Below are 24153 nucleotides of genomic sequence, written 5' to 3'. Positions count from 1 at the left end.
ATTTTTGGTTTTAATTAAACAATCTTTTATAAAATTTTAACTAATTTTCGATCAAATCAGTAAGCAACCTATGATGACACATTTAAAATATATAGGTAAAAGCGTTAGCTTACAAGCACTTAAAAATGTAGTTATTGAAAAGGGTCTTAATACAAACCATAAACTATTGTTAAATCCGCAGGATTATAACACAGTGATTTTGGAACAGGCCAATTTGTTTGAGGAAGTGCAGCAAATTCCGCTAATGGTAAACGGCATAGTGATAGAAAAAGACGACGATAAAGAAATCCCATACGGAACAGTAGGGATAACATAAAAAAACACTAAAATTAAAAACTAATGCAATAAAATATTTGAATACACACAAACCAACCAACCAATAATTATCCACCAAAAAACAAATTACAAACATGCTAAGCGGATTTATCGAACTAAGTTCCGGTCAAATCTTCTCCATTAAATGGAAAGGTTATGACGAGATCATTAAGCTTACTTTAAACGAGTTAGCAGGCCTTAGCCCAAAGGCCACTTCTAAAAATCTTATCAACAGGCTAAAGTCGCACATTCCACCACAGGGTTTTAACGAACGCTACGAAATGGGATGGGGTTTTATTGATAGTTTAGAGCATAAAACCATTTGCCGAAGACTTGAAGTATGCAGCCTGTGTGATGATGAGCAGCAACTTTTTTGGGCTGCTGTAGAAAGAGGTTACTCCAAACTTTTACAAAGCTGTGACGAATACATGCACTTGCAGCCGCAATATGTAAAAGACCTGCTTGATTTTAAAACAGGTACCGGGTTAACCAACTAAAAAAATCACTACCACATTCAAAACAGTTTTGAGCCAGCACCTTAGCTAAGTGTTGCCCTAAGTTCTGTTTGCCAGCTAATTAAGTGCAATAGCTTTTGCTAATGCGCCGGGGGAGAATTTTGTTTACTCTTTTTAGACAATTTGCTTTTTCAACTTTAACTGTATTAAAATTATGGAACCGTTTTTTTTAGCCCACAGTCTAGGCATACTAACAATATATGTGTTTTTTACCGCGATTATCATATCGCTTATTATTATAACGATGCTTAATTACGCCTTTTCGAAAAAAATTAAGAACTGGTGGCAAATAATAGCATTCATTTTGGTTGCCTTGCTTATCCCGGTAGGGGTTTGCAAGTGTGTAATAAGTTTTATAGGATTTATTTAAAATATTATTAAAGAATTTACTTTGCTATTTTATATACTAATTGCCTGAAAGCAAAATAAGCTAGGTACGTTATCATTGTGGGGGATTACAAACTAACTTTCTTTCGGGCAATTTTTTTAAAGATTGTCATCATGTGAATGTCCTTTATGGCAAACACATTTAAACATATAGGCCGTAACCTTACCTATCGGCAAAACAGGCAGCATTTTTAAATGCTATTTGGGAAAACAATAGTCCCTACTATTATATATTTTCTTCAAAAAAATTGCCTGAAATGAGGTTCAGCCTGCGTCATGAGGGATTAAAGGAGGCCAATACGTTCGGGCAGTTTTTTAAAACTGTAAATAATGCACTGCGGTGCTTCGATTAATATACGTTCTTATTTTTAGATTAATATTTAGTATTACTTTGTTATTCTAATTGCCCTTGAGCTAGTTAGGTGCGTTATCATGGGGGATCACAGCTGAACTTATAAGTCTCTTGGGCAATTTTTTAACTTATTTAAACTTTACTCTACTCTGTTTTACTCTATATCTATTTTTATCAAAAACGCGGAAGCCTGCTATATTTAGCAGGCTTCTTCATTTTATAATAGGTGTTGTTTTTAGTTTACATGATATAAACGCTCCCCTTATCGGCTTTTGCATTAACTTTAAACTGCAATACTACACTATCGCTGCTTTGCAGGCTTTTTACTAAATAATCACTTACCGTTGGCATACTACCATCAACAGTATTAGTAAGTATGGAATTTGGGGCTTTGTACTCTCCACTGGTTATAGATTCTACCCCGTTTCTACCGGCAAACTCTACCTTTTCTTTCATTAAACTATTATCCAGAAAAAGATACTGTTTAAGGCGTGCCTCACCCTTTTTAAACTCAATAGTAGCAACTATGTCAGTAATACCATTTTCTTCCTTTTCGGCAATAAGCTCCCTAAATTCATCAATAATTTCGGTAAGGTTTTTATCAGAATTAGCTTTTAGCTCCTCCATATTGGCATAACTGTACAATAGAGAAAAATCGATATTCAGGTTCCAGTGTACATCAGTAAACAGGTTGGAGAAATCCATTTCTTTATATGCCTCTACAGATGCTTCTGCCTGTTTTTGTTGGATAGTAGTCTCATTATCCATAGCATCTTCGGTACTACAGGAAATCATCCCTGTCCCCATGGCTAACATAAAGGCTAAGTAAACTGTTTTTTTCATAAATAAAAGGTTTTGATAGGTGTGTTAAAAAAAACTGGTTATTAAGTTATAACGTTAAAGATAGTGAATAAATTATCTATTATTCCTTTTGCTTCAGTAATAGAAGATTTACTTTTTTGAATCGTAAATAGCCACCTCATGCCTCTACCCTGTTTTGTTTGTAACGTTTAATATTATCCCAAACAATAATCAATACAAACCACACAACAGGTAACATATTTACAGCATTTTGTAACCCCTTATTGAGACCAAACATATATAAAGTAATTCCCGTTACTATGTAAATATAAAAGAGCTGTAAACATCTCTTAACAAACAATGTAACAGCGGGGTGATCTACATTTCCAACCTCTTCACCTTTTTTCCATTTTCTGTAACGAATAACGTTACTCCTTACAACAATACCTGTAAACAGTAATATAGGTAATGCTAACTCCCAACTTAACAGAATCGACTCAAAGGGAGAAAACAGTGAAACGATTTTAACCAACGCCATAAAGCACGCAAATATTAAAAAAACCTGAAGTGATCGTTTTAAAATATGATAAATAATACTTTTTTTGTACATAGTTGTAAGGTGTTGTTTTAAGTTTAGTTACAGTACAGGCTTATTACATCGCGTCCTTCTATGGTAAAGCCCAACTCTTTTGCCTTTTTAAAATCGATGCAGGCACCTTCATAATCGGGTTCGGTTAGTTTTGCCTTACACATAGCGCGTGAGTAATATACCTCCCCCGGGTAATCGGTACCCAGTTCAATAGCCTCGGTGTAATCTTTTATAGCGCTAAGATAATCTTTACTACTGTAAAAAGCTTCTCCACGGCAACGCAAAACACGTGCGGTTTCTCGGTTATAGGCCATTGCTTTATTAAACGTCGCTATAGCATCCAGGTATTTACGGGTACTCACCTCTTTTGCTCCTCTTCGCATCAGCTTTTCAAACTCATCATCAACAGGAACTTCTTTTGCAACAGTATCGGTCACCATAGTTTTTTGTGAATCAGGCTGTTCTGTAGCTTCCTGCTCGGTTTTAGCCTTACCTTTTTTAACCCTGCGCTTAGCATACTCCTGTGCCTGTAAGCCGGTATAGGTAAATAAAACTATCAGTATTAAAAAAATCCTTTTCATTGCAAGCTTATTTAAAGGGTAAAGTATTAATTATAACGTACAATACACAAGCATAGTACCATAAACAAATTAAGGTGTGGCAACATACACAAGTTTCACCTTATTTGAGGTAAACTCACCTTCAAATATCCTAATGTTATTAAGTTTTAAATTTTCCTTTTCAAAATTGGGTATTTTTTCAGAAAGCTGTCTATCTGACTTATAATTAAGCGCTAAAGCATAATCTGAATCTTCTTTAAGGTCATACCTTATAAAGCTACCGTTAAAATACTCAACAGGAAAACTGGCCAAAGCATGAAATTCCCAACTCTCTCCGGGTGATATAATCACTTTATCTCGCACATAGGCCATATAGCACCATAAATCCTGACCTTTAAATTTACCGTTGAATATTTTTGAATACATGTCTGATTTTTTATTTTGTACTGCTAAATCACAAGACCAACATGTATCTCTGGCAATAAAAGAAATTCCATCTCCTTTTTTAACAGATTTCCCTTTGTTATCAACTATATCAAAAGTAAGACAGCTGTTGTAGAGCTGTTGCCCATTTACAGGAAAAAACAACAACTTCTCATTGCTGTTATTAGTAATTTTATACCTTACTATATTAGTACCCGAAAAGACAAGTGAATCATTAAGTAGTGTAAGTTCTACCTGACCATCTAATTGCGTATCTCTATTTTTACAGCTTACTATAAGCCCTAAAAAAATAAATAGTATAAATATATTCCTCATAGCTTAATCACAACCTTCTTCAAGTATAGTCCTATCTCCACTCAATGCTCCCGTTGCACGAGCAACGGCAATATCGGCACATTTTCTCTCTTTATCTCCCTCACCATCACGCGAACCGTAAGCCAGTCCACGCATCATACATAAATTCCCCTTAGCATTATCATGCGGAAGTTTAGTTTCTTTCAAGGCTCTTGTATAATCACTTATAGCCTGATCAAATTCCTTAAGTGAAAAATAACAATTCCCTCTTAAATGTAAAACCAGATATTCATTTTCGGGCGGACTTATAACCAAGGCTTCGTTAAAAACAGCAATCGCCTGTTTAAACTCTTTAGCAACGGCAAGTTGGCGTGCTTTTTCAAAAAGCTCATCAAATTCGCTTTCCGGTTCTTCTGCCAGCTGAGTCTCGGCTATAATAATTTCATTGGTCTTTTCCGGTTGGGTAAAAACAGTATCTTTTACCCTTGTAGTTTTGTATTTAGGATAATTTTGGGCATTTGCTGTTAAGCAGAAAGCCAAAAACAACAGTGAACTTAAGTATCTCATGGTAAGGAGGTTTAAAAAGCTAATATACAAATTTTCGTATAGCTGCACAGCCCTTACTTTTTTGTCTTTTTGTATCAGGACAAAAGAAGAAGTATTCAGTATTCAGTCACAGTAAACAACTCTTATTGCCCTCAGTATATCATGTCGACCGGAGACATCTCTATTCAAAATTCTGAGATTCCTCCATTACACTATCGCTACAGTCGGAATGGAAAAGAGATCCTTCCTATCGTCAGGATGACAACATGAGTAAGCAAACGGCATTAGGTTTTGATGGCGTTAAGTAAATTGGTGAAAGAGGCGTATAAAAGCATCTGCTGTTTGAGGCCATAGCCGAGTTCAGATGGTTTAGCCAAATGAGGTAATTTATAGCCTGAAAAACCATAGCCTTGACTTTTTCGTTCTTTTGTGTCAAGACAAAAGGACAATAAACAACTCTATTATAAATGAGGAATTTTAAATTTTGAATGAGATTCCTCCGTTTCGCTATCGCTCCAGTCGAAATGGAAATGAGATCCTTCCTATCGTCAGGATGACAAACGGAGTAAACATATAAAAAAAGCCCTGACCAATGGTCAGGGCTTTGATATTTAAAAGAGGAGTCAGTGATTATTTCTCACCTTTTTCCATTCTTTCTTTTAATTCAGCAAGTGCATTGATATCACCTAGAGTGGTTTTCTCTGCATTGTTGTTAGAGTTGTTAGACTCGTTATTAGCCTTAACATTTTTCTCTTCTTCTTCTCTAAAGATAGCAGTGTGAGAAGCTACAACTCTTTTGAATTCTTTATTGAACTCAATTACTTTAAAGTCAGCGCTTTCACCTTTTTTAAGTTTTTTACCATCTTCTTTCTCAAGGTGTCTTGTAGGGATGAAAGCAACGATATCGTCACCAAACTCTACAGTAGCACCTTTGTCAACGATCTCAGCAATCTCACCTGTGTGAACAGTACCTACTGCAAAAGACTCTTCATATTTATCCCATGGGTTAGCAGTAGTTTGCTTGTGACCAAGAGATAATTTACGTCCTTCTACATCAAGCTCAAGAACAATAACATCAAGTTTATCACCTACGTTTACAAACTCAGATGGGTGCTTGATTTTCTTAGTCCAAGATAGGTCAGAGATATAAATTAAACCGTCAATACCTTCTTCTAACTCTACGAATATACCAAAGTTAGTGAAGTTTCTAACGATACCTGTGTGTTTAGAACCTACAGGGTATTTAGCTGTGATATCAGTCCATGGATCTTGAGAAAGTTGCTTAATACCTAGAGACATTTTACGGTCTTCTCTGTCAAGAGTTAAGATAACTGCTTCTACCTCATCACCAACTTTTACGAAATCCTGAGCAGATCTTAGGTGCGTAGACCAAGACATTTCAGAAACGTGGATTAAACCTTCTACACCTTCAGCAACTTCGATAAACGCACCGTAGTCAGCAATAACTACTACTTTACCTTTAACTTTGTCACCTACTGCAAGGTTTGCATCAAGTGCATCCCATGGGTGAGGGTGTAATTGTTTAAGACCAAGTTGGATTCTTGTTTTCTCATCATCAAAGTCAAGGATAACCACGTTAAGTTTTTGGTCAAGTTCAAGAACTTCACTTGGGTGGTTAATTCTGCTCCATGAAAGGTCAGTGATGTGGATAAGTCCGTCAACACCTCCAAGGTCGATGAATACACCATAAGAAGTAATGTTTTTAACAACACCTTCAAGTACCTGGCCTTTTTCAAGCTGACCGATGATTTCTTTCTTCTGTACTTCGATATCCGCTTCGATAAGCGCTTTGTGTGAAACTACTACGTTTTTGAATTCGTGGTTGATTTTAACAACTTTGAACTCCATAGTTTTGTTTACATATTGGTCGTAATCCCTGATAGGCTTAACATCAATTTGAGAACCTGGTAAGAATGCTTCAATACCAAATACGTCAACGATCATACCACCTTTAGTTCTGCACTTAACGAAACCGTTAACGATTTCACCTGTTTCATGAGCATTGATAACTCTGTCCCAAGCTTTAATTGTACGTGCTTTTTTGTGGGATAATACTAACTGTCCTGATTTATCTTCACGAACGTCGATTAATACCTCTACTTTGTCCCCTACTTTTAGGCCAGGGTTGTAACGGAATTCATTTAAAGAGATAACACCTTCAGATTTAGCGTTGATATCAACGATAGCATCTCTGTCAGTGATTCTTACTACTGTACCCTCTACTACTTCATCATTATCAGTAGAAATGAAAGTTTTCTCAACTAGCTCTTCAAATTCTCTTAGGTGTTGCTCATCTACAGGATCAATACCTTCTTCGAAGTTATGCCAGTTAAACTCTTTTAAAAATTCCTCTTGTGTTTTTACTTGTTCAGACATTGCTGATCTAATAATTTGTATCCCGTTGTTTTGCCGGTTTCTTTGGGCAGTAACAAAACGCTACGGAAGTGTTTTACATATTTGATTTTAAACCTTTTAGAAACCATCTCCTGCTAAAAGGTGCGCAAAGGTACAAAACTTTTATAATTCTACAAAACATTTACAAACAATGCTTTAGCAACACAACATTATCACGCCCTGATTATTGTAAAATTTTACACACAATTTGTTACAAACATAACTTTTAAAAACAAATTATTTAACATATATTTTATATAGATTATTTTATTTACCTTAGAACCCGGAAACAACTTGAAATTAAGTCCTAAAAACTTAATTTTTTTATGAAATTATCAATCAATCACACCTTTTTAAAACTACATTTTCTAAACCGGAATTTTGTAACACTACTCCTATTGCTTTTTTTTAGCACAGCTGCCTATTCACAGCTTAGTGTAACAATGGTAAACAAAACAGATGAAACCTGTCCCGGTAACGGCTCCATTACACTCGCTGCACAAAATGCACAAACAGGAACAGATGTATATTATATAGTATACAAACTACCCGATTTAGACAATCCCATTTGGAACTCCACCAACCCGGTAGTTACCAGTCTTACCGACGGTACTTACAGAATAGTAGTTAAACAGGGAGCAACCACATCAACACCCATTGAGGTTATAATTGAAGATAATACCCAAACCGTTGCCTATTCTATCACAACCACAGATCCCGTTTGTAATGACGGAGTTATAAACATAACCGTAAACAGCGGAACTGCGGTAAGCTATGAAATTATAAGCGGACCGGTAACCTTTCCGCCACAAGCCACACCATCATTTACTGATTTACCTGCAGGTATATATACAGTAAGAGTAAACGACGACTGTGGGTTTGGTGTACCACAGGCCGTAACACTTTTCTCTCAGTCAGAAGAGCTCATACTGGGAGATACAGCAGGGTTACCAGACGTGGAACTACCGGGCTGCGACCTGGTAACGGTGACAAATACATTATACACTAACGAGTTTGAAGCTGCAACTACAGTACAAAGTATAACACTTACCGTATATCCCCCGGGTGGAGGCACACCTATAGTAGTAGAAGGGCTATACGACAATATGAATTTAATAACATCTGCAGTTATACCTTTATATTATGAACAAACATACTACTATGACATTGAAGTAACAGACAACTGTACTACCTACACTCAACACTGTGAAGTATATGTAACAATGCTTTCTGTAGTACAGTTTGACAATGCTAATTGTTTTGGTAAAAAACTACTCCTTCAACCCTTTAAGTTTGTGGGGCCTTATACCATTACTTTCGAAACTTACCCTGCCGGATGGGATCCTGCACTGGCAAACGATAACTACCCGGGACCTTATGTTGCGGATGACGATCAAATAGAATTTGGCAGTGAGCAATACGAATGTCCCTATGGTGTTTATACAGGTTATATTTCTGATTCCTGCGGACGTGTAGGACCATTTACTATTGAGATTGAAGAAATAGACGTAGTCCCCGTTGCCAGTCCAAGCCAAGCCGACTGTAGTTCCCTATTGGGGTCTGTAGAAATATCCATACCCGGATTTATTATAGCAACAGCAGAAGTTGTGGAAGCTCCTGATGAGTATAACGAAACGCTCCCTGACGATGTAATGGAGTATTACGAATATTCTGATGAGCCGGGTGATGAGATAAATCTTCTTACCATACCGGGATTACCGCCGGGACTATATGTTGTTATGCTTACCGATGAATGCGGCAAGGAATACGATCCTATTGAGTTTGTTATTGAGGTGGCCGATCCCGATATTCCTACAGGGCAAAGAGTAGATTGTCAGGAAGGCTATGCAACACTTTTTGTAGCAACACAAAAACCTCCCATATCCGAAGCTTACATTACAGTTGCTCCGGCTGCTTTTGGCGAAGCACTGCCTTATGATATTATGCCGTTTGCTACATCTCCGGCAACCATATATATGGATAACCTGCCTGCCGGATCATACACCATAGAGGTTACCGATGACTGTGGTTTAAAAACAAAAACAATAAATCTTAACGGATACCAAATCAATTCGACTGAAGTAGATATTACCCTTAACTGTGGTTCTTTTGACGTTTATGTATCTCATAGCAGTAATGCTATTAATCAGGTTAAATACTGGCTCCAGCAGTACAACGAAGCAACCGATACATGGCGTATTCCGGGCGGTGATATAGATTATATAGAAGGTACAGAACCTGATGTAGATACAGCGATTGAGCTAACAAATAATCAAACACTATATAGCGTAGCCTATCATGGTACATTTAGAGTAATAAAATCGTTCTCTACCTATGGTAGTGGTGTCAATAAAAAAACCTGTATTGAAATACTGGAAGAATTTATTGTACCTAACGGACTCCTTATTGGAGATATTTTAAACATTGCCTGCGACGGTGGTGCAACAAACGATGTACTGGTTAATGCCACAGGTGTAGAACCGCTTACCTACCGTATTATTGAAATGAACGGGAATCCCGTAATGATAGATAACGGCAACAGTAATATTTTTTACGGACTGGAAACAGCCTCTTACCTCCTGCAGATAGAAGATCCTTGTGGTACAATAGTACCAATGTATTTTAATGTAAATGATTTGCCTTCACTGGTTACAGCAAACACAGCTCCCAATATTACACTGTGTGATGTAGGTAACGATGGTGAGGAAGATTTCAACCTTGCTGCACAGGTGCCATTTGTACTGGATAATCAGGATCCTGATTTAGTAACCATTACCTTCCACATCAGTGAGAGCGATGCAAATGCAGGTATCAATCCGTTACCGGATACCTATACATCGGGTAATGCCACCATATATGCCAGGGCAACACATAGTGCCAACCCCGACTGTGTATCTGTATCACAATTTGAGCTGATACTACAGGAAGCCCCTGCGCTTAATATGGACAATTTCTATGCTCTTTGTGAAGGACAAAGTACTACTGTCACTGCGCCAGACGGCTACGAAAGCTACGAATGGTCTACCGGAGAGACCACACAAAGTGTAACCTTTACCGATAGCGGAAACTACACCGTTACCGCTACTAACGAAAACGGATGCCAAACTACCCATTCGTTTACTGTTACCATGACTGCCATTCCGCATATCGCACAAATTGATATTACCGACTGGACTACAGCCGAAAACACTATAAATGTAATTGTAGAACCATCACAATACCCACAGGAGTTTGAATATTCACTGGACGGATATATCTATCAGGATTCGCCATTATTCACAAACCTTACCCCAGGACCATACACTGTGTACGTAAGGGATAAGTACGACTGTGGTGCCGATCTTGGTGATGTATACCTGCTTACCTACCCTAAGTTCTTTACGCCAAACGGCGACGGAGTAAACGAAACATGGCGCATACAGTACTCTTTCTTTGAGCCGGATATGGAAATTTATATCTTCGACAGGTATGGTAAACTACTTATTTCCTTTGGGCCGAACTACGAAGGCTGGGACGGAACCTTTCACGGTAACAGGTTGCCTAGTACTGATTACTGGTTCCTTGTTAAACGTCAGGACGGACGCGAACACAAAGGGCATTTCTCTATGGTGAGGTAGTATTTAGATACAAGATAATAGACTTGAGAAATTAGACGCTTTTTCGCTGGTGCGAGCGTCCCGCTCATTCAAGCTTAGGCTAGTAAAATATTGAATAGAAACTCTATTTTAGAAAACACCTAATGAATAACATACAAAATACAATCGATTTACTTTTACAATATTTAACTAAGCAAATTGGCTATAAAATCATCATTGATGAAGAGTATTTTATAGAGTTTCCTGATTTTTATTATTTAATATACAATACCGAAGACTACCTGATAAATAAAAATATATCAAACGCATTAGTAGGTAACTTTCCGGTAATAATAAAAAAGACTAAAGAGGAATTTTATACTTTGATTTACGATGAAGATACAATCTCATTAACTTTTGAAGAAGTATTAAATTTACCCTTTGAAGATATACTTAAACTCAACATACTACAAAAATTTGATTTAGATTAATATATTTTCAATCCCCTATGCTGGCACGAGCGGAACGCTCGCGCTAGCAGAGAAATACTGTTGTAAGCTTTTAATTAAGTTTGAGACACAAAGATAACTTTGTCACTAGCTTCTCAAATATTAAACTCTTCATTTAATCTACTTTTTTTTCTTAACCATTTTGTTGTAACTTTCAGTATATTTTCCATATTATCAATATACTCTTCTAAAGATGAAAAGGATTCAGGATTACAAAGTCTTCCTTGATAATTATATTCCTGAGTAAGAATTACTCCATTTCTTATATATGACGTATCTGTTGTAGACAATAGAGTATTTAAAAAATCTAATGATCTAACTATTTTCTTGTCCAAATAAGGATTAGACTGTAAATCTTTCAGTTTTTTAAATATCATATAATATTCTCCTATAGCGAAGTACAGAGGAGATTCTTTAAAAGCCTCATAATCATCTCTAAAATAATTTTTAAACTTTAATGTATCGAACCCTCCTAAAAACTGTACATCTTTATCTATCATGTGGCTGTTAAAACTTAAAGACTTAATAGCCTCAATTAAATCTAACGCCGCAGATAATCTCTTTTCATAAATTTTGTTTTTTAATCCGTATACATCAGATAGATGCCAACTTGCCCATAAAGAAACAATAGATAAAAAAATTGCTAATATGCTTAATAAACTTTCTAATGATAATTCCATTTATTTTCTATATTATTTTATAAAAATGCTTCGTACACTGGCGCTAATATCCCCCTCGCTGGCGCAAGCGTCCCGCTAATGTTAAAATACAACATAAATAAAAACTACTGCACACTACCACTACCCTGCCTCCACATCGCTATAGAGTTGTGAAAACGCTGTTGCACCTCAGCCGGAAGCAAATTCAAAAACGCTTCATTAAACTGATCTTCATCAAAAAGGGTTAGTGCAATTTGGTCCAGCATAGCATCATAGTCGGGGTACTTATTATTGTATATAAAAGCAATGCAGTTGGCACAATGTTCCATAATTGTAGTACTGTGCATATTATTTGCCGTGAAGAGGGCAAAAAAACAAACAACAATAAAATCGTCTTCGTTTTGGTATTCCCTAAAGTCAAATTCGGGAACCGTAAGCAATAGTTTTTCTTTAAGATTCATGGGGTATAGCGTGGTAATTCTTAAACAGGATAAACAATAATACTTTTGATTCGTTGTGAGAACCATACTTAAATTTAACAAATAAGTAAATCACCTATCGTTTAGATAACAATTCATGATAAAAAACCTATAAAAAGGTTTAATTTGTCGATAAACTGCACTTTTGTAGCACAATAACTACAATACGATTACAAAAGCAAATATGGATTTAAAAACCAACTGTACTTTTTAAACCCTTACTTAAATACTGATTTTACAGACCACTCATATCCTTTGCAGTATTGGATATGCACATTATAAAGTGAATCAGCATACTTTGTACCGTCGGCAGCATCATTTTCAAGCTGTAGCCTGTCTTTAACCGCCTGTCTTAGCCTGCGTTGCAGGTAAGGCGTTTTATCGGCTCCCAGGTAGGCATAAAAAAGCTCTGGCCTTTCCAGGAAAATGTGATAAAAATAATCATCGGCACTAATACCAAGGCTCTCTCCAATGGGGTTAGATGAATCGGCCATTTTATTTTTATAAACCTGCCCCGCTACATACATGTAAAACGACAGATTATCTTTTTGCTGTTTTAATGACGATAGTATTCCGGTAATTTCCATCATATCACCCATAGTGGCATACTCACCATAATGGCTTACTACAAGCTCGTCAAGGCTTCTTTTATTTTCGTCAATATAAGCCTGCTTTTCATCGGGCGTAAGCTTAAAAAACTGAGTTTCCTCAAGCACACAAAACGGTTTAATATCAATGGCACCTTCATCGTTAATAACCATATCAAACAGCCTTATTTTATCGCCTTCCAGTTTGTAATGGTAGCTTTTACCCCACTCACTTCCGTTTTTAAAGTATATTTTATCCATCGGATAGATATCCGATACAAAAACAGTCGCCACCTCATAGTTATCATACCCAAAAAGATTTTGGGCACTACCATCGGCATTCAGTTTTATATTAGTAGTAAAACCTCCCAAATCAGGGCAATGGCAGGAATAGCTCTTATTATCAAACAGTACCCTGTTAGTAATATCATTTACCCCTTTAGACTCGTCTTTGGCATTAGCAACCTCAGCTACCCTAACCAGTTCGGCCTTGTGTCCGTTAAGGTTAAATGTAAGCATGTCGTTGTTAATGTACAATCGCTCTTCCACATTACCGTCAAGCGTATTGTAGCTAATATAAGGTTCAGCATCTTTTTGTATAATCATACCCTGTTCGCCTTCGGTACCATAATATATTTTTATGGGCGTTTTAGGCTCTTCGGGTGCGGCTGCAATAACAACACTGTTTATACCTTTAAGATATTTTGATGAGGCAAACGGCGAACGGCTTACCTTTAATGAATCTACATAGTTTTTTGGAACCCATACACCATTGTATGGCTGCAGGCTAATAGTATACTCAACCTGAGGAACAATAGTTTCTACAGGCTCTATTTCCGCAATCTTTTTGGGTTCTTTTTTACAACCCACCAGCAATAGCAGTACGGAAAACAGTAAAAGGGGCATCTGTTTCATTATAAGGTGGTGGTTTTAAGGTGATTATGGTTGTTTACGAAAATACTAAATTTTATCCTTGTAAGAAACTAAATATTAAATTTTTGTTTAATCATTCCGTTTTATTATAAAATATTCATAATAACTAACAATTTAGCGATTAAAGTACGAATTTATTATTGAATTATAACTCCCCAATTATTTGAAACATCGATTAAGAGGGTGTATTTTTCGACAAAAAGCAAATTACCACGACAAAACGTCGAGCAACTCCCGCAAATACGGAAAACCTAAACAAAAACATCAATAGTTACCAAATACCCAAAGTATAAAAGTCTCTATTTATTCTTCCTTAACCATCTCTCCTTTTTCTACCTTAAATACAAAAGGGAAAATAATGGCAAGTATCAAAGCATAAGCAGCAAAAGTAAACCAAATGTATTGCCAGTTGCGAATACCGTTTTCGGTAAAATGGTCTACTACCCATCCGCTTGCCAGTCCGCCTACAAAAGCACCTATACCGTTTGTCATAATCATAAATAAACCCTGTGCACTCGAACGTATGGTTGGATCGGCCTCTTTCTCCACAAACATAGAACCCGATATATTAAAGAAATCGAACGCCATACCATAAATAATCATAGACAGCACCAGTAGCCACAATCCGTCATCCGGGTTACCAATACCAAACAGCCCGAAGCGGAAAACCCATGCCAGTATACTAAATAGCATAACAGTTTTAATACCATAACGTTTTAGGAAGAACGGAATTAATAATATAAATACAGTTTCAGAAACCTGAGAGATAGACAACAGTAAATTAGGATGTTGTACTCCGAAGGAATGAGGATAATCGGTTTTAAAGTCTTCAAGGAAAGGTCCGCCAAAGGCATTGGTTATTTGCAGTGCAGCACCTAGCAGCATGGCAAATATAAAGAACACTGCCATTTTGCGTTGTTTAAACAATACAAAGGCATCCAGCCCCAAGGTAGAGATAAGGCTCTTTTTGGTTTCTTTTTGTAATGGTGGCGACGGTGGCATGGTAAAGGCATAAAAGCCAAGCAGTAAAGCCGATACAGCCCCAACATACAACTGACCTGCACTTTGGGTATAACCTAAAAAATCAACCGTCCACATGGCAGCAATAAAACCTATAGTACCCCACACGCGTATTGGTGGAAAATCGGTCACAATGCTGTATCCCTTTTTCTCCAGTACGTTATAAGAAACCGAATTGTTCAATGCAATAGTAGGCATATACATACAGGCATTAAGTAACATTATAATGTAAAACCAAAAATAATCGGTCACCGTTGTGGCATATAGCATAAGTACAGTCCCTATAAGGTGGCAGAGCCCCAGTAACCTTTCGGCGTTAATCCACCTGTCGGCAACTATACCTAGCAGTCCCGGCATAAAAAGCGAAGCAATACCCATAGTAGTGTAAACTCCGCCTATCTGTATACCGCTAAATCCAAGCGAGGCGCCCATATAGTTACCTAATGAAATTAACCACGAACCCCATATAAAGAACTGAAGGAAGTTCATTAACACCAAACGGCCTTTTATACCCATGTATATATGTATTGATTGTACATAGCCGTAAAACTACCAAAAAAGTTGAAATATAGTGAATTGTGAAGGTTAAGTTTTATACCATGCATACATATTACTTCACGACTTAAAACAGTATATTTGATAAAAATTAAACATGGAAATAAAAACTGTAAACCTTAAGGAAAAATTTGATTCTTTTACCGAATACTGGAATCCTAAAATTGTAGGCGAACTTAACGGACAGCTGGTAAAGGTAGTAAAACTTAAAGATGAGTTTGTGATGCACAAACACGATAATGAAGACGAAATGTTCCTGGTTATGGAAGGCAAACTTCTTATGGAACTGGACAATAAAACGCTGGAAATAAACGCAGGCGAATTTGTTGTTATCCCAAAAGGAACCAACCATAAACCGGTCGCTGTAAGCGAAGTAAAAGTATTGCTTTTTGAGCCCAATACCACACTAAATACAGGTAATACCGAGAATGACTTTACCGTAAAAAACCTGGACAGGATATAAACACAAATCAGTTTTCGTTTATAAGATTAATGTAATTATCCAGTAACGATTTTATTTGTACCGATGCCACCGGGTTAGATGAATGTACCCTGAAAATAAGTTTCTTTAAATCGAGTCCGCTTTGGTATACCAGCCATTGTGCAGCGGCATAACCATCAGGCAGTAGGTTTCCCTGTTCATCTTCTCCCAGGTCATTATCAAAACTAATAAAATAAGGGAGCCCGTTTTCTTTAATAATCTCTACAAACTCACTGTAGGTTCTTGCAATCACAAAATCCTTATTAGTAAGGTCGGGGTATACCATAGGGACTTCCCTAACATCATCTAAAAAAAGCTTGTAGGCTATTCTTTCGGTATTCAATTTTATTTTTGTTTGTAATAAGCAAAATGATGATCGTTAAACCACATTTCATCTTTAGCCTTTCGGGTATAATTGTACATTAGGGGTTTGTTAGCATAAAGCTGATTTTTAACGTGCACTACCCCGTTACATACTTTAAAGTTTACATTGTAGTAACCAAGCACCTTAACCAAGTTCTCATTAAACTGATGCGACTGTTTCTCAATATTATCTACAACATACTCCTTCCCTACATGTTTTACCGGGTAAAAAGGCGTGTAATCATACTGCCAGTATAATACAGATGTGCATGTTACAACAAGTAACAGGGTTAGTAAGGTGTATTTTTTCATACGGTTATATTATTCGTGCTGCCCTAAGCTCTTCATTAGGGTAACCAGCATTTCAGATTTGGTTCTTGGTTGTGCCTCGGCTGCTGTAACCTTTTCAGAAAGACGTCTAACATCTCCTTCCTTAATCTGGGCAATAATAATAAGTTTAAATACATTTTGTTTTGCCTGTGGCGATACCTCATCCAGCTTTTGTAAAAAAGTATTGGTATGAGTATCCAGTAAGCTGAACAAAATTTTAAACCTTCTGTAATTACACTCGGGGTTTACATTAGCATCCAGCTTTTCAAAAGTGTTTAGGTACTGAAAAACCTCATAGTTGCTAACATTTTTAGTACCCTCCAGCTGTGACAGTAAATTAGAGTCACACGGGGTTACGTGCATGCCGGTTTTAATAGCCGGCTGTAGTGCTGTTTCCTTTTGTTTTTGTTGTGTACATGCGCAAACAAGTACTGCAAATAGCATTAAGCTAATGTGTTTCATAACAGGCCGTAGTTTTTGGTTGGGAAGTAAATTTAATAAGAAAAATTCCTTGTAAACTATTGTAAGAAAAATATTTACAGTATTTTTCTTAATTATTCGATGAAAAGCAAATTATAGCCGACCAATGCACTGTTTTATGCAAAATTCTTATTATTTAGAAGATTCATATTTGCGTTTTTCCTCTTCTTCAATACGCCTTTTATAATCCCTGTATTCAATATTGATTTCTCCTACACTATCAGTGATAAATTTTTGTACCCTGGGCTCTTCATACCCTTCCTGCACTATAAGTATCTTTTCGTAAACTTTGGCAAATTCACGGTATATTTCGGTACTAACCTCACTTTCAACATGAAGTCCGGCTGTCCCTTCGCTTTTTTTTGTTTGCACATCAATAACCTTAACATAGGCTATATTTCCATAAAGCGAATCTTTCTCATCAATAACTGACTTAAATTCATCCAAATCTACCTCATCCCCCATTAGTTTATAAAGCGGTACTCTTTCCTCATGAGACATGGTTTCATAAAACGAATTTGCTAAATGTTTGCTCATGGCAACATCTTCGGGATCGTTTATATACTCTTTTTTAATTTCACATCCGGCACATAAAAAGACAATTAAAAAAGCAATAGTGTATTTCATTATAGTAAGGTTTAGTACAAAGTAAATATTAGGTATTATATAGGCTTAATAGAATCGTGTATTTCGCACTTTTAGCTTTGCCGTATTTAAAGCAACAATCACTTCCTGCTTTGTTTCGGGATATTTATCATAAGTTTTAACCTTATCTAAAACAGAAGTAATATCTATTCCGTCATGAACAGGAGAAGCCAGTTCATCCAGTATTTTTGCTTTATCGGGTATTCTGTCTAACTGACTTAAAAACTGATTTGTATGGTTAGCCAACAACAAAAACAATAGTTCATTTCTCCACTGGCAGTATTCTGCATTATTAGCGCACTCCGTATTATTGTAGTTTTTTAAGAAAAGGAATATTTTCCTGTCGTTTAATGTATCGGCATTTTCAAGCTTATACAAGTAATCAGTGTTACATGGATTTTGGGATATACTATTATTAGTTTTACATGATAACAACAGCAATACAACTAATAAAGAAAGATACTTCATATAGGTAAGGTTATATTTTGTGCAAATATAAATGTTTACTGTAAATCAGCTATGGTTTCTACATTTATGATAGGCGACTGATACAAGATCACCCTCTCTTTATAAAACCAATAAGTAAGGTTAGAACTGGCATATATAGTATCACTTCCCTTTACTAAGGCATAAGTGAAAATTCCATTTGGAATAAGATGATCCTTACCGGTAATAAGATACTTTTTCATGTAATCAAACTCGGCACTCACCTCTTTACTTTTCACCTGCTTTACAGTAGTCTTGGCGGGGTTACTAAACTCTTTGAGGTTTTTGCTTGTTATATTGTAACCGTACTCATCGTTAACCGTTACTAACGAAATACTGCTACTGCAAGATGACAGCGCAATTAAAATAAAGGGGATTATTTTTTTCATGGGGATGTTTATAAAAATAATTAATACAATTTAAGCTTTTTATTTAAAACATCCCCATGTGCTAACTATTCATCATAGTCGCCATATCTTTGAAAACAATACTCATAAGTATCAAAATCAAAGCTAATTTTTTTTGAAAGATGTTTATTGATTTTATCGGCAGTAACCTCATCAATAGTATAAGTACTATACAGTTCTGGATCATTTAAATTAGGTGTGATAAACGATTTGATTACTCCAAGGTTGATTTCATTAATTTCAAATTCCCTGTTTAGTTTATCGTTATGACGATGATACTCCTCTACATAATTGTAGATGTTAATTGGTGGTTTCATAAGGTAAAGGTTTGGTTAATTATGCTGCCAAAATAATTATTTTACTTAAAAGTTTAACACTTTTTAACATTTAAAAATTCAGTAGTTTTCAACAGTTAAAACATGTAAGATATTACATGCTAATACTATAGATACGTAAAGTTTGAATAAGATTCCTCCGTTACGCTATCGCTACAGTAGGAATGGAAAAGAGATCCTTCCTAACGTCAGGATAACAACCTCTTGCGTCATTACGAGGAGGGACGACAAAGTAATCTAATGAGAGATTGCCACGCTCCATTGCATTACGCTCGCAATGACAACACCTTAAAAACATCAGAGCAAGCAAACGGCATTAGGTTTTGATGGCGTTAAGTAAATTACCGAAAACGGCGTATAAAAGCATCCGCTGTTTGAGGCGAAAGCCGAGTTCGGATGGTTTAGCCAAATGAGGGAATTTATGGCCTGAGAAACCACAGCCTTGACTTTTTCGTTCTTTTGTGTCAAGACAAAAGGACAAAACCTCAACTGTTATTACATTCAGTATGTCATATCGACCGCAGGAGACATCTCTATTCAAAAATCAGAGATTCCTCACTACACTATGTTTCATATCGGAATGACAATCAGAATAGAACGACAGAGTAGCAAACGGCATTAGGTTTTAAAGGCGTGAAGTAAATTACTGAAAGCGGCGTATAAAAGCATCTGCTGTTTGAGGCGATAGCCGAGTTCGGATGGTTTAGCCAAATGAGGGAATTTATAGCCTGAGAAACCACAGCCTTGACTTTTTCGTTCTTTTGTGTCAAGACAAAAGGACAACTATCAATACTATGTTAAATGATGAATTTTAAATGAGATTCCTCACTACACTACGTTTCGTATCGGAATGACAAGGAGAGTACCTACGTCATCATAAAAAACAGCAGTAAAGCAATAAGGACAATTACAAAGTAAGTACGTATTTGAGCAGTATTAAAAAAGGAAACACCTTTTTCATTGCGGCGTTGCATAATGCTTTTCCTTAAAAAATAAAACAACTGAAAAACCACTATGGCTCCAAATATAAAAAGTAGTTTTTTTTGCATAATGCAGGTAAATATTATTCTGCCAGTAGCTTATCTACAATATCAATAACCTTTTGGAGCTGTTCCTGCTTAGTGATATTAGAGTTATCCATCTCAATGGCATCATCAGCCTTAACAAGCGGAGAGTCTTCACGATGAGTATCTATATAATCACGCTCTACCACGTTTTTATACACCTCATCATAAGTTACCTCCTGCCCTAGCCCTGTAAGCTCTTTAAAACGGCGCTGAGCACGCGTTTCGGGAGAGGCATTCATAAATATCTTAAGCTCGGCATTAGGGAACACTACGGTACCTATATCGCGTCCGTCCATAACCACACCTTTTGCCTCCCCCATGTGCTTTTGCTGATCTACCAGCTTGTGGCGCACCTGTGGTACTTCGGCAACGCGGCTTACCAGTTGTGACACGGCTAGAGTACGTATTTCCTTCTCTACATTTACTTCGTTAAGATACATTTCGGCAAACTCCAGTACAGGATTGTACAAAAACTGTAGTGTAATATCATCTAAGTGCTCAATAAGGCCTTCGCGGTTAAAAAAATCGTTACCTATTAGTCCGTTTTGCATAGCATATAGCGTAACGGCACGATACATAGCACCGGTATCCACATATACATAGCCCAAATGCCTGGCCAGTTGCTTAGCCAGCGTACTTTTTCCGGTAGACGAAAAGCCATCTATGGCAATCGTAATTTTTTTATCCAATTTACTGCAGGTTAATGGTTAACCCTATAAGGCTTGTATTTGCTGCAAGGGTGTATTTTGAGTACGAATAATCAAAGCGCAATTTATTAAACCTTACGCTTACTCCCGCAGAAATTCCCGAAAAAGTTCGCTTGTCCTGTATACTTAGTTCCTGCCCTCTCCTAAAGTTATAGCCTAACCTAAGGTTAAAGCTCTTACCCGGAAACAGTTCGGCACCCAATATAACGTGACGAAGTGCATTATTGATAAACGAAACTTTCTCTTCGGTCACCTCCCCGTCAATGCTCTGTTCGGCACGGTTAGGGTTTGAGAAAGCAATATTCCACTGCTGTAGGTTTTCCAGCGTAATGTGCCAGCGTATAGGCACGTTTTCTACCTCCTGCGATATCCCCGCTATAATCTCAAACGGAAGCTTTTCCTGCAGTCCTGCATAAGTAGTTAACTGCGTACCCATATTACGCAATACCAGCGCATAGTTAATATCGTTGTCGGTATCAATATAAATAGCCCCTATATCCAGTGCCACCCCAAAGGAGTTATAGCTTTCCAGTGTAGAAGATATAAGTTTAAGGTTACTCCCCAGGTAAAGGTTTGTCCAGGGTACATTGTAGGCATATCCAAAAGAAATAGCAATTTCACTACCGGTAAAATCGCCTGTTAGGAGTCCGGTTTCGTCACGCCCTTCAAACGTACCGTAATCCACATAGTTAACCCCCATATGGAAAGTTTGCACGTGCCTGTCCCACGTGTAGGCATAAGCAGCAGTACCATAATTTACCTCCCCGTAGTAGCTACCATAGTTTGCCGTAAGGTGGTTGTCCATCTCCGGATTAATGGTTGCGGGGTTATAAATAGCCTGATTTACGTCATAATCATACAGGGTAACAATCTTACCACCCAAAGCCGCCTGACGCGGAGAGGTAACTAGATTAAGGAACTGATATGTGTATTTACCCCCTATCTGGCTGTAAGACACCGCCGTAAATAAGATAAAGAAGTAAATAAACGCTTTTTTGAACATTGCCGTCTGTAGGTTTTTCTGCATACTATAACGCAGGTGCGAAGATATTATTTTTTTACTTACGAGATAAGAGTAATTAAAGATTAGAATTTTGATTTAGATAACAGATAAAAGACATAAGAATACAGACTTCAATATACCGTAGTAATCTATTTTAAATGATGAATTTTAAATTTTGAATAAGATTCCTCCGTTACGCTATCGCTACAGTCGGAATGGAAAAAACATCCTTCCTGTCGTCAGGATGACAGCAAGAGTAAGCAAACGGCATTAGATTTTAAGGCATTAAGTAAATTACCGAAAACGGCGTATAAAAGCATCCGCTGTTTGAGGCGATAGCCGAGTTCGGATGGTTTAGCCGAATGAGGGAATTTATAGCCTGAGAAACCATAGCCTTGACTTTTTCGTTCTTTTGTGTCAAGACAAAAGGACAAAACCGCAACCGCCATTGCGCGCAGTATGTCATGTCGACCGCAGGAGACATCTCTATTCAAATTTCAGAGATTTCTCACTACACTGCGTTTCGTATCGGAATGACAAACACTGAAACATAAAAAAACGGCTAAGATATCCCTTAGCCGTTTTTTGTTTTATACTTCTTTATCAAATAAAGGTACTACATCTTTATTTTCAATATAGTCACTAATTCTATCAATTTCATTAAAATCTACATATTTAACTAGATGACTATTTTTAACATATTCCCAAGTCTTATGATTTTGTGTTGTAACATTTTTATCAGGCTCTTGACCAATTAAAAAGTATTCACCTTTCCTTTTACAAGAATAATCAACTGCTTTAGTAAAAGATATAAACCTTGTTAAGTCATTTTCTAAATTATAATGTCTTTTGGCAAAATCAACTGTCTGCCCAGCTACAATAACTCCATTTTTCCCAATAAAATTGACATCAACTGGAGTTAACAACTCTTCAAAATCACTAGGTCTTACTGTTACATTAATATTTACTCTCTTCTCAATTTTAGAATAAAGTTTTTTCTCTACTTTTGAGTAAATACTTTCTCTTGAACTAACTATATCAAATTCATCATCATAATCAAAAATAAATTTAGAAAATAGTTTTTTAAAGACTCCTTCATTTAAATCCATATCCAAATTGCCGGTATCAGAAAAATTTACAAGGTTATTTGAATATCTATGAAGGTAATTCATGTAAGACTGATTTACCCATTTTTTTTTAAATTCAGAGTTTAAACCTATTTCATATTTATCAGATTTTATCTCAAAATTTAAATCGTGCTCAATGTTTTTAAAATAAGTTTTAATAAAACTATATTTTTTTGAGGATATTAAGTTTTTTAGAATTGCTAATTTTTGGTATGATACCTTAAAAATAGTTTCCTCACCATTTGACATAATAAGTCCTATACTAATCTTCTCTCTAAGATTAGCATTAAGTGGAAGGTATATTATATTATAAAAGGTTTTCATTATTTAATATTTGCTTGAATCAATTCTCTAAAATGATTTTCACACTCCTTTAACTAATCTTCATTAAATAAAAACTTAATTAAATTAGCTTCTAAATTACTGATATTCAAATTCCATGCCTCAGGTATATTTGAAAGAATGTTTTTTAATTCTCTTTTGCAAACTGAAACACAAAAATAAAACTTTTCAACTATGTTATTAACGAGCTCTACAAGTTTTTTATTATTTACAAATAAAATTTTAGCTAAATCTGTAGATATTATAGATTCCGAATCACTAATTAAATATAATCCATGATTTAACGAATTTGAATTAAATATCGCATCGTGATCAAAGACTGTAAAATAATAGCTATCTCCATCACTATAATCCAATAGTAAGTTACTATTGTTATAATTTCTATCTTCATTAGAAAGCCAAATATCGAAAAGAGCTATCAATAAAAAATCTTCTTTATTTTTTAATTTTTTTTTAAAACTTTCATCCTTGAAAGATAATATCGTGGGTTCATCAATCACCTGACTATCTTCTATATAAAAGGAACCAAAACAAGGCTTATTAAAAAAAATAGGCTGAACAGTATTTGATTTATCTATAGGTAAATGATCTACCGAAACATTGATTAGGGCTATTTCAGGAGTTCTTAACTCCCATAATCTTGCAAAACAGGAACCAATAACTTCATTAAACAAAGGAGAAGCAAATAATCTCCCATGCTTACAAATCCAAGAATTAAAATCATTGCAAGTAACCAATACTGGATTACCTCCTGTATTATAAACTTTTAAAAATGTATGAATTGATTTTAGTTCGCTAAGCATTTAATAAGTCATTACTTATCAAATATAAAAATTAAGATTTAT

27 protein-coding genes are annotated in these 24153 nt (G+C 36.1%); 5 read left to right on the top strand and 22 right to left on the bottom strand.

From position 1 onward, the window contains the following. Positions 1 to 70: 70 nt before the first annotated feature. On the top strand, positions 71 to 316 hold the full coding sequence (locus tag V3Z67_RS13565) for a hypothetical protein (RefSeq protein WP_330443818.1): 246 nt from the start codon (positions 71 to 73) through the stop codon (positions 314 to 316). Between the two features lie 94 nt (positions 317 to 410). After that, the gene (locus V3Z67_RS13560; protein WP_330443817.1) at positions 411 to 812 is read left to right on the top strand and encodes a hypothetical protein; all 402 of its coding nucleotides are present in this window, start codon (positions 411 to 413) and stop codon (positions 810 to 812) included. Positions 813 to 1809: 997 nt separating this feature from the next. Here the strand turns inward: V3Z67_RS13560 and V3Z67_RS13555 are convergent. The 6 genes from V3Z67_RS13555 to rpsA all read right to left on the bottom strand — a co-directional run bounded on the left by V3Z67_RS13555 (position 1810) and on the right by rpsA (position 7200). Further along, the gene (locus tag V3Z67_RS13555; protein WP_330443816.1) at positions 1810 to 2412 is read right to left on the bottom strand and encodes a hypothetical protein; all 603 of its coding nucleotides are present in this window, start codon (positions 2410 to 2412) and stop codon (positions 1810 to 1812) included. Between the two features lie 136 nt (positions 2413 to 2548). After that, on the bottom strand, positions 2549 to 2908 hold the full coding sequence (locus tag V3Z67_RS13550) for a hypothetical protein (protein ID WP_330443815.1): 360 nt from the start codon (positions 2906 to 2908) through the stop codon (positions 2549 to 2551). Positions 2909 to 3003: 95 nt separating this feature from the next. Beyond that, positions 3004 to 3540 (bottom strand): tetratricopeptide repeat protein, encoded by a 537-nt coding sequence (locus V3Z67_RS13545; protein ID WP_330443814.1) that lies wholly within the window; start codon positions 3538 to 3540, stop codon positions 3004 to 3006. 69 nt (positions 3541 to 3609) lie between these two features. Next, positions 3610 to 4278 carry a hypothetical protein gene (locus V3Z67_RS13540; RefSeq protein ID WP_330443813.1) on the bottom strand — a complete coding sequence of 223 codons (669 nt, stop codon included), beginning with the start codon at positions 4276 to 4278 and terminating at the stop codon, positions 3610 to 3612. Positions 4279 to 4281: 3 nt separating this feature from the next. Beyond that, on the bottom strand, positions 4282 to 4824 hold the full coding sequence (locus V3Z67_RS13535; RefSeq protein WP_330443812.1) for a tetratricopeptide repeat protein: 543 nt from the start codon (positions 4822 to 4824) through the stop codon (positions 4282 to 4284). Positions 4825 to 5433: 609 nt separating this feature from the next. Continuing rightward, positions 5434 to 7200 carry a 30S ribosomal protein S1 gene (rpsA, locus tag V3Z67_RS13530; protein WP_330443811.1) on the bottom strand — a complete coding sequence of 589 codons (1767 nt, stop codon included), beginning with the start codon at positions 7198 to 7200 and terminating at the stop codon, positions 5434 to 5436. 344 nt (positions 7201 to 7544) lie between these two features. On the opposite strand from rpsA, the gene V3Z67_RS13525 reads away from it, so the two are divergent. Together V3Z67_RS13525 and V3Z67_RS13520 are read left to right on the top strand one after the other, a co-directional pair. Next, positions 7545 to 10835 carry a T9SS type B sorting domain-containing protein gene (locus tag V3Z67_RS13525; protein ID WP_330443810.1) on the top strand — a complete coding sequence of 1097 codons (3291 nt, stop codon included), beginning with the start codon at positions 7545 to 7547 and terminating at the stop codon, positions 10833 to 10835. A 122-nt stretch (positions 10836 to 10957) separates the two neighbouring features. Further along, positions 10958 to 11284, top strand: coding sequence for a hypothetical protein (locus tag V3Z67_RS13520; RefSeq protein ID WP_330443809.1), 327 nt, complete (start codon positions 10958 to 10960; stop codon positions 11282 to 11284). 113 nt (positions 11285 to 11397) lie between these two features. Here V3Z67_RS13520 and V3Z67_RS13515 read toward each other — a convergent pair whose 3' ends face one another. The 4 genes from V3Z67_RS13515 to V3Z67_RS13500 form a co-directional block, all read right to left on the bottom strand. Then, positions 11398 to 11982 carry a hypothetical protein gene (locus V3Z67_RS13515; protein WP_330443808.1) on the bottom strand — a complete coding sequence of 195 codons (585 nt, stop codon included), beginning with the start codon at positions 11980 to 11982 and terminating at the stop codon, positions 11398 to 11400. A gap of 104 nt (positions 11983 to 12086) precedes the next feature. Next, complete coding sequence (locus tag V3Z67_RS13510) at positions 12087 to 12422, bottom strand: hypothetical protein (RefSeq protein ID WP_330443807.1); 336 nt, start codon at positions 12420 to 12422, stop codon at positions 12087 to 12089. A gap of 236 nt (positions 12423 to 12658) precedes the next feature. Next, positions 12659 to 13942: a hypothetical protein gene (locus V3Z67_RS13505; RefSeq protein ID WP_330443806.1), complete on the bottom strand. Its 1284-nt coding sequence runs from the start codon at positions 13940 to 13942 to the stop codon at positions 12659 to 12661. Between the two features lie 321 nt (positions 13943 to 14263). Continuing rightward, a complete protein-coding gene (locus V3Z67_RS13500; RefSeq protein ID WP_330443805.1) occupies positions 14264 to 15496 on the bottom strand; it encodes a nucleoside permease in 1233 nt (410 codons plus the stop codon). 136 nt (positions 15497 to 15632) lie between these two features. Here V3Z67_RS13500 and V3Z67_RS13495 point away from each other — a divergent pair, with 136 nt between their 5' ends. Beyond that, positions 15633 to 15998 (top strand): cupin domain-containing protein, encoded by a 366-nt coding sequence (locus V3Z67_RS13495; protein ID WP_330443804.1) that lies wholly within the window; start codon positions 15633 to 15635, stop codon positions 15996 to 15998. A 7-nt stretch (positions 15999 to 16005) separates the two neighbouring features. Here V3Z67_RS13495 and V3Z67_RS13490 read toward each other — a convergent pair whose 3' ends face one another. From V3Z67_RS13490 to V3Z67_RS13435, 12 genes are all read right to left on the bottom strand, one after another. After that, on the bottom strand, positions 16006 to 16359 hold the full coding sequence (locus tag V3Z67_RS13490) for a cyclic-phosphate processing receiver domain-containing protein (protein ID WP_330443803.1): 354 nt from the start codon (positions 16357 to 16359) through the stop codon (positions 16006 to 16008). Positions 16360 to 16361: 2 nt separating this feature from the next. Further along, the gene (locus tag V3Z67_RS13485; protein ID WP_330443802.1) at positions 16362 to 16691 is read right to left on the bottom strand and encodes a hypothetical protein; all 330 of its coding nucleotides are present in this window, start codon (positions 16689 to 16691) and stop codon (positions 16362 to 16364) included. A gap of 9 nt (positions 16692 to 16700) precedes the next feature. Further along, positions 16701 to 17171: a hypothetical protein gene (locus V3Z67_RS13480; protein WP_330443801.1), complete on the bottom strand. Its 471-nt coding sequence runs from the start codon at positions 17169 to 17171 to the stop codon at positions 16701 to 16703. Between the two features lie 150 nt (positions 17172 to 17321). Beyond that, a complete protein-coding gene (locus V3Z67_RS13475) occupies positions 17322 to 17816 on the bottom strand; it encodes a hypothetical protein (protein ID WP_330443800.1) in 495 nt (164 codons plus the stop codon). 45 nt (positions 17817 to 17861) lie between these two features. Beyond that, a complete protein-coding gene (locus V3Z67_RS13470) occupies positions 17862 to 18302 on the bottom strand; it encodes a hypothetical protein (protein WP_330443799.1) in 441 nt (146 codons plus the stop codon). 35 nt (positions 18303 to 18337) lie between these two features. Next, the gene (locus tag V3Z67_RS13465; RefSeq protein ID WP_330443798.1) at positions 18338 to 18709 is read right to left on the bottom strand and encodes a hypothetical protein; all 372 of its coding nucleotides are present in this window, start codon (positions 18707 to 18709) and stop codon (positions 18338 to 18340) included. Positions 18710 to 18774: 65 nt separating this feature from the next. Continuing rightward, on the bottom strand, positions 18775 to 19044 hold the full coding sequence (locus tag V3Z67_RS13460) for a DUF7683 domain-containing protein (RefSeq protein ID WP_330443797.1): 270 nt from the start codon (positions 19042 to 19044) through the stop codon (positions 18775 to 18777). Between the two features lie 884 nt (positions 19045 to 19928). Continuing rightward, on the bottom strand, positions 19929 to 20111 hold the full coding sequence (locus V3Z67_RS13455) for a hypothetical protein (RefSeq protein ID WP_330443796.1): 183 nt from the start codon (positions 20109 to 20111) through the stop codon (positions 19929 to 19931). A gap of 14 nt (positions 20112 to 20125) precedes the next feature. Further along, positions 20126 to 20818: a (d)CMP kinase gene (gene cmk / locus V3Z67_RS13450; RefSeq protein ID WP_330443795.1), complete on the bottom strand. Its 693-nt coding sequence runs from the start codon at positions 20816 to 20818 to the stop codon at positions 20126 to 20128. A 1-nt stretch (position 20819) separates the two neighbouring features. After that, a complete protein-coding gene (gene porQ, locus V3Z67_RS13445) occupies positions 20820 to 21839 on the bottom strand; it encodes a type IX secretion system protein PorQ (RefSeq protein WP_330443872.1) in 1020 nt (339 codons plus the stop codon). Positions 21840 to 22429: 590 nt separating this feature from the next. Further along, positions 22430 to 23290, bottom strand: coding sequence for a hypothetical protein (locus V3Z67_RS13440; protein WP_330443794.1), 861 nt, complete (start codon positions 23288 to 23290; stop codon positions 22430 to 22432). A gap of 53 nt (positions 23291 to 23343) precedes the next feature. Then, positions 23344 to 24111 (bottom strand): HipA family kinase, encoded by a 768-nt coding sequence (locus V3Z67_RS13435; protein ID WP_330443793.1) that lies wholly within the window; start codon positions 24109 to 24111, stop codon positions 23344 to 23346. Positions 24112 to 24153 lie beyond the last annotated feature (42 nt).

The sequence above is a fragment of the Flavobacterium sp. C4GT6 genome, assembly GCF_036347315.1.
In the GTDB taxonomy this organism is placed as follows: Bacteria; Bacteroidota; Bacteroidia; order Flavobacteriales; family Flavobacteriaceae; genus Flavobacterium.
This window is presented reverse-complemented; position numbering and strand designations above follow the sequence as displayed.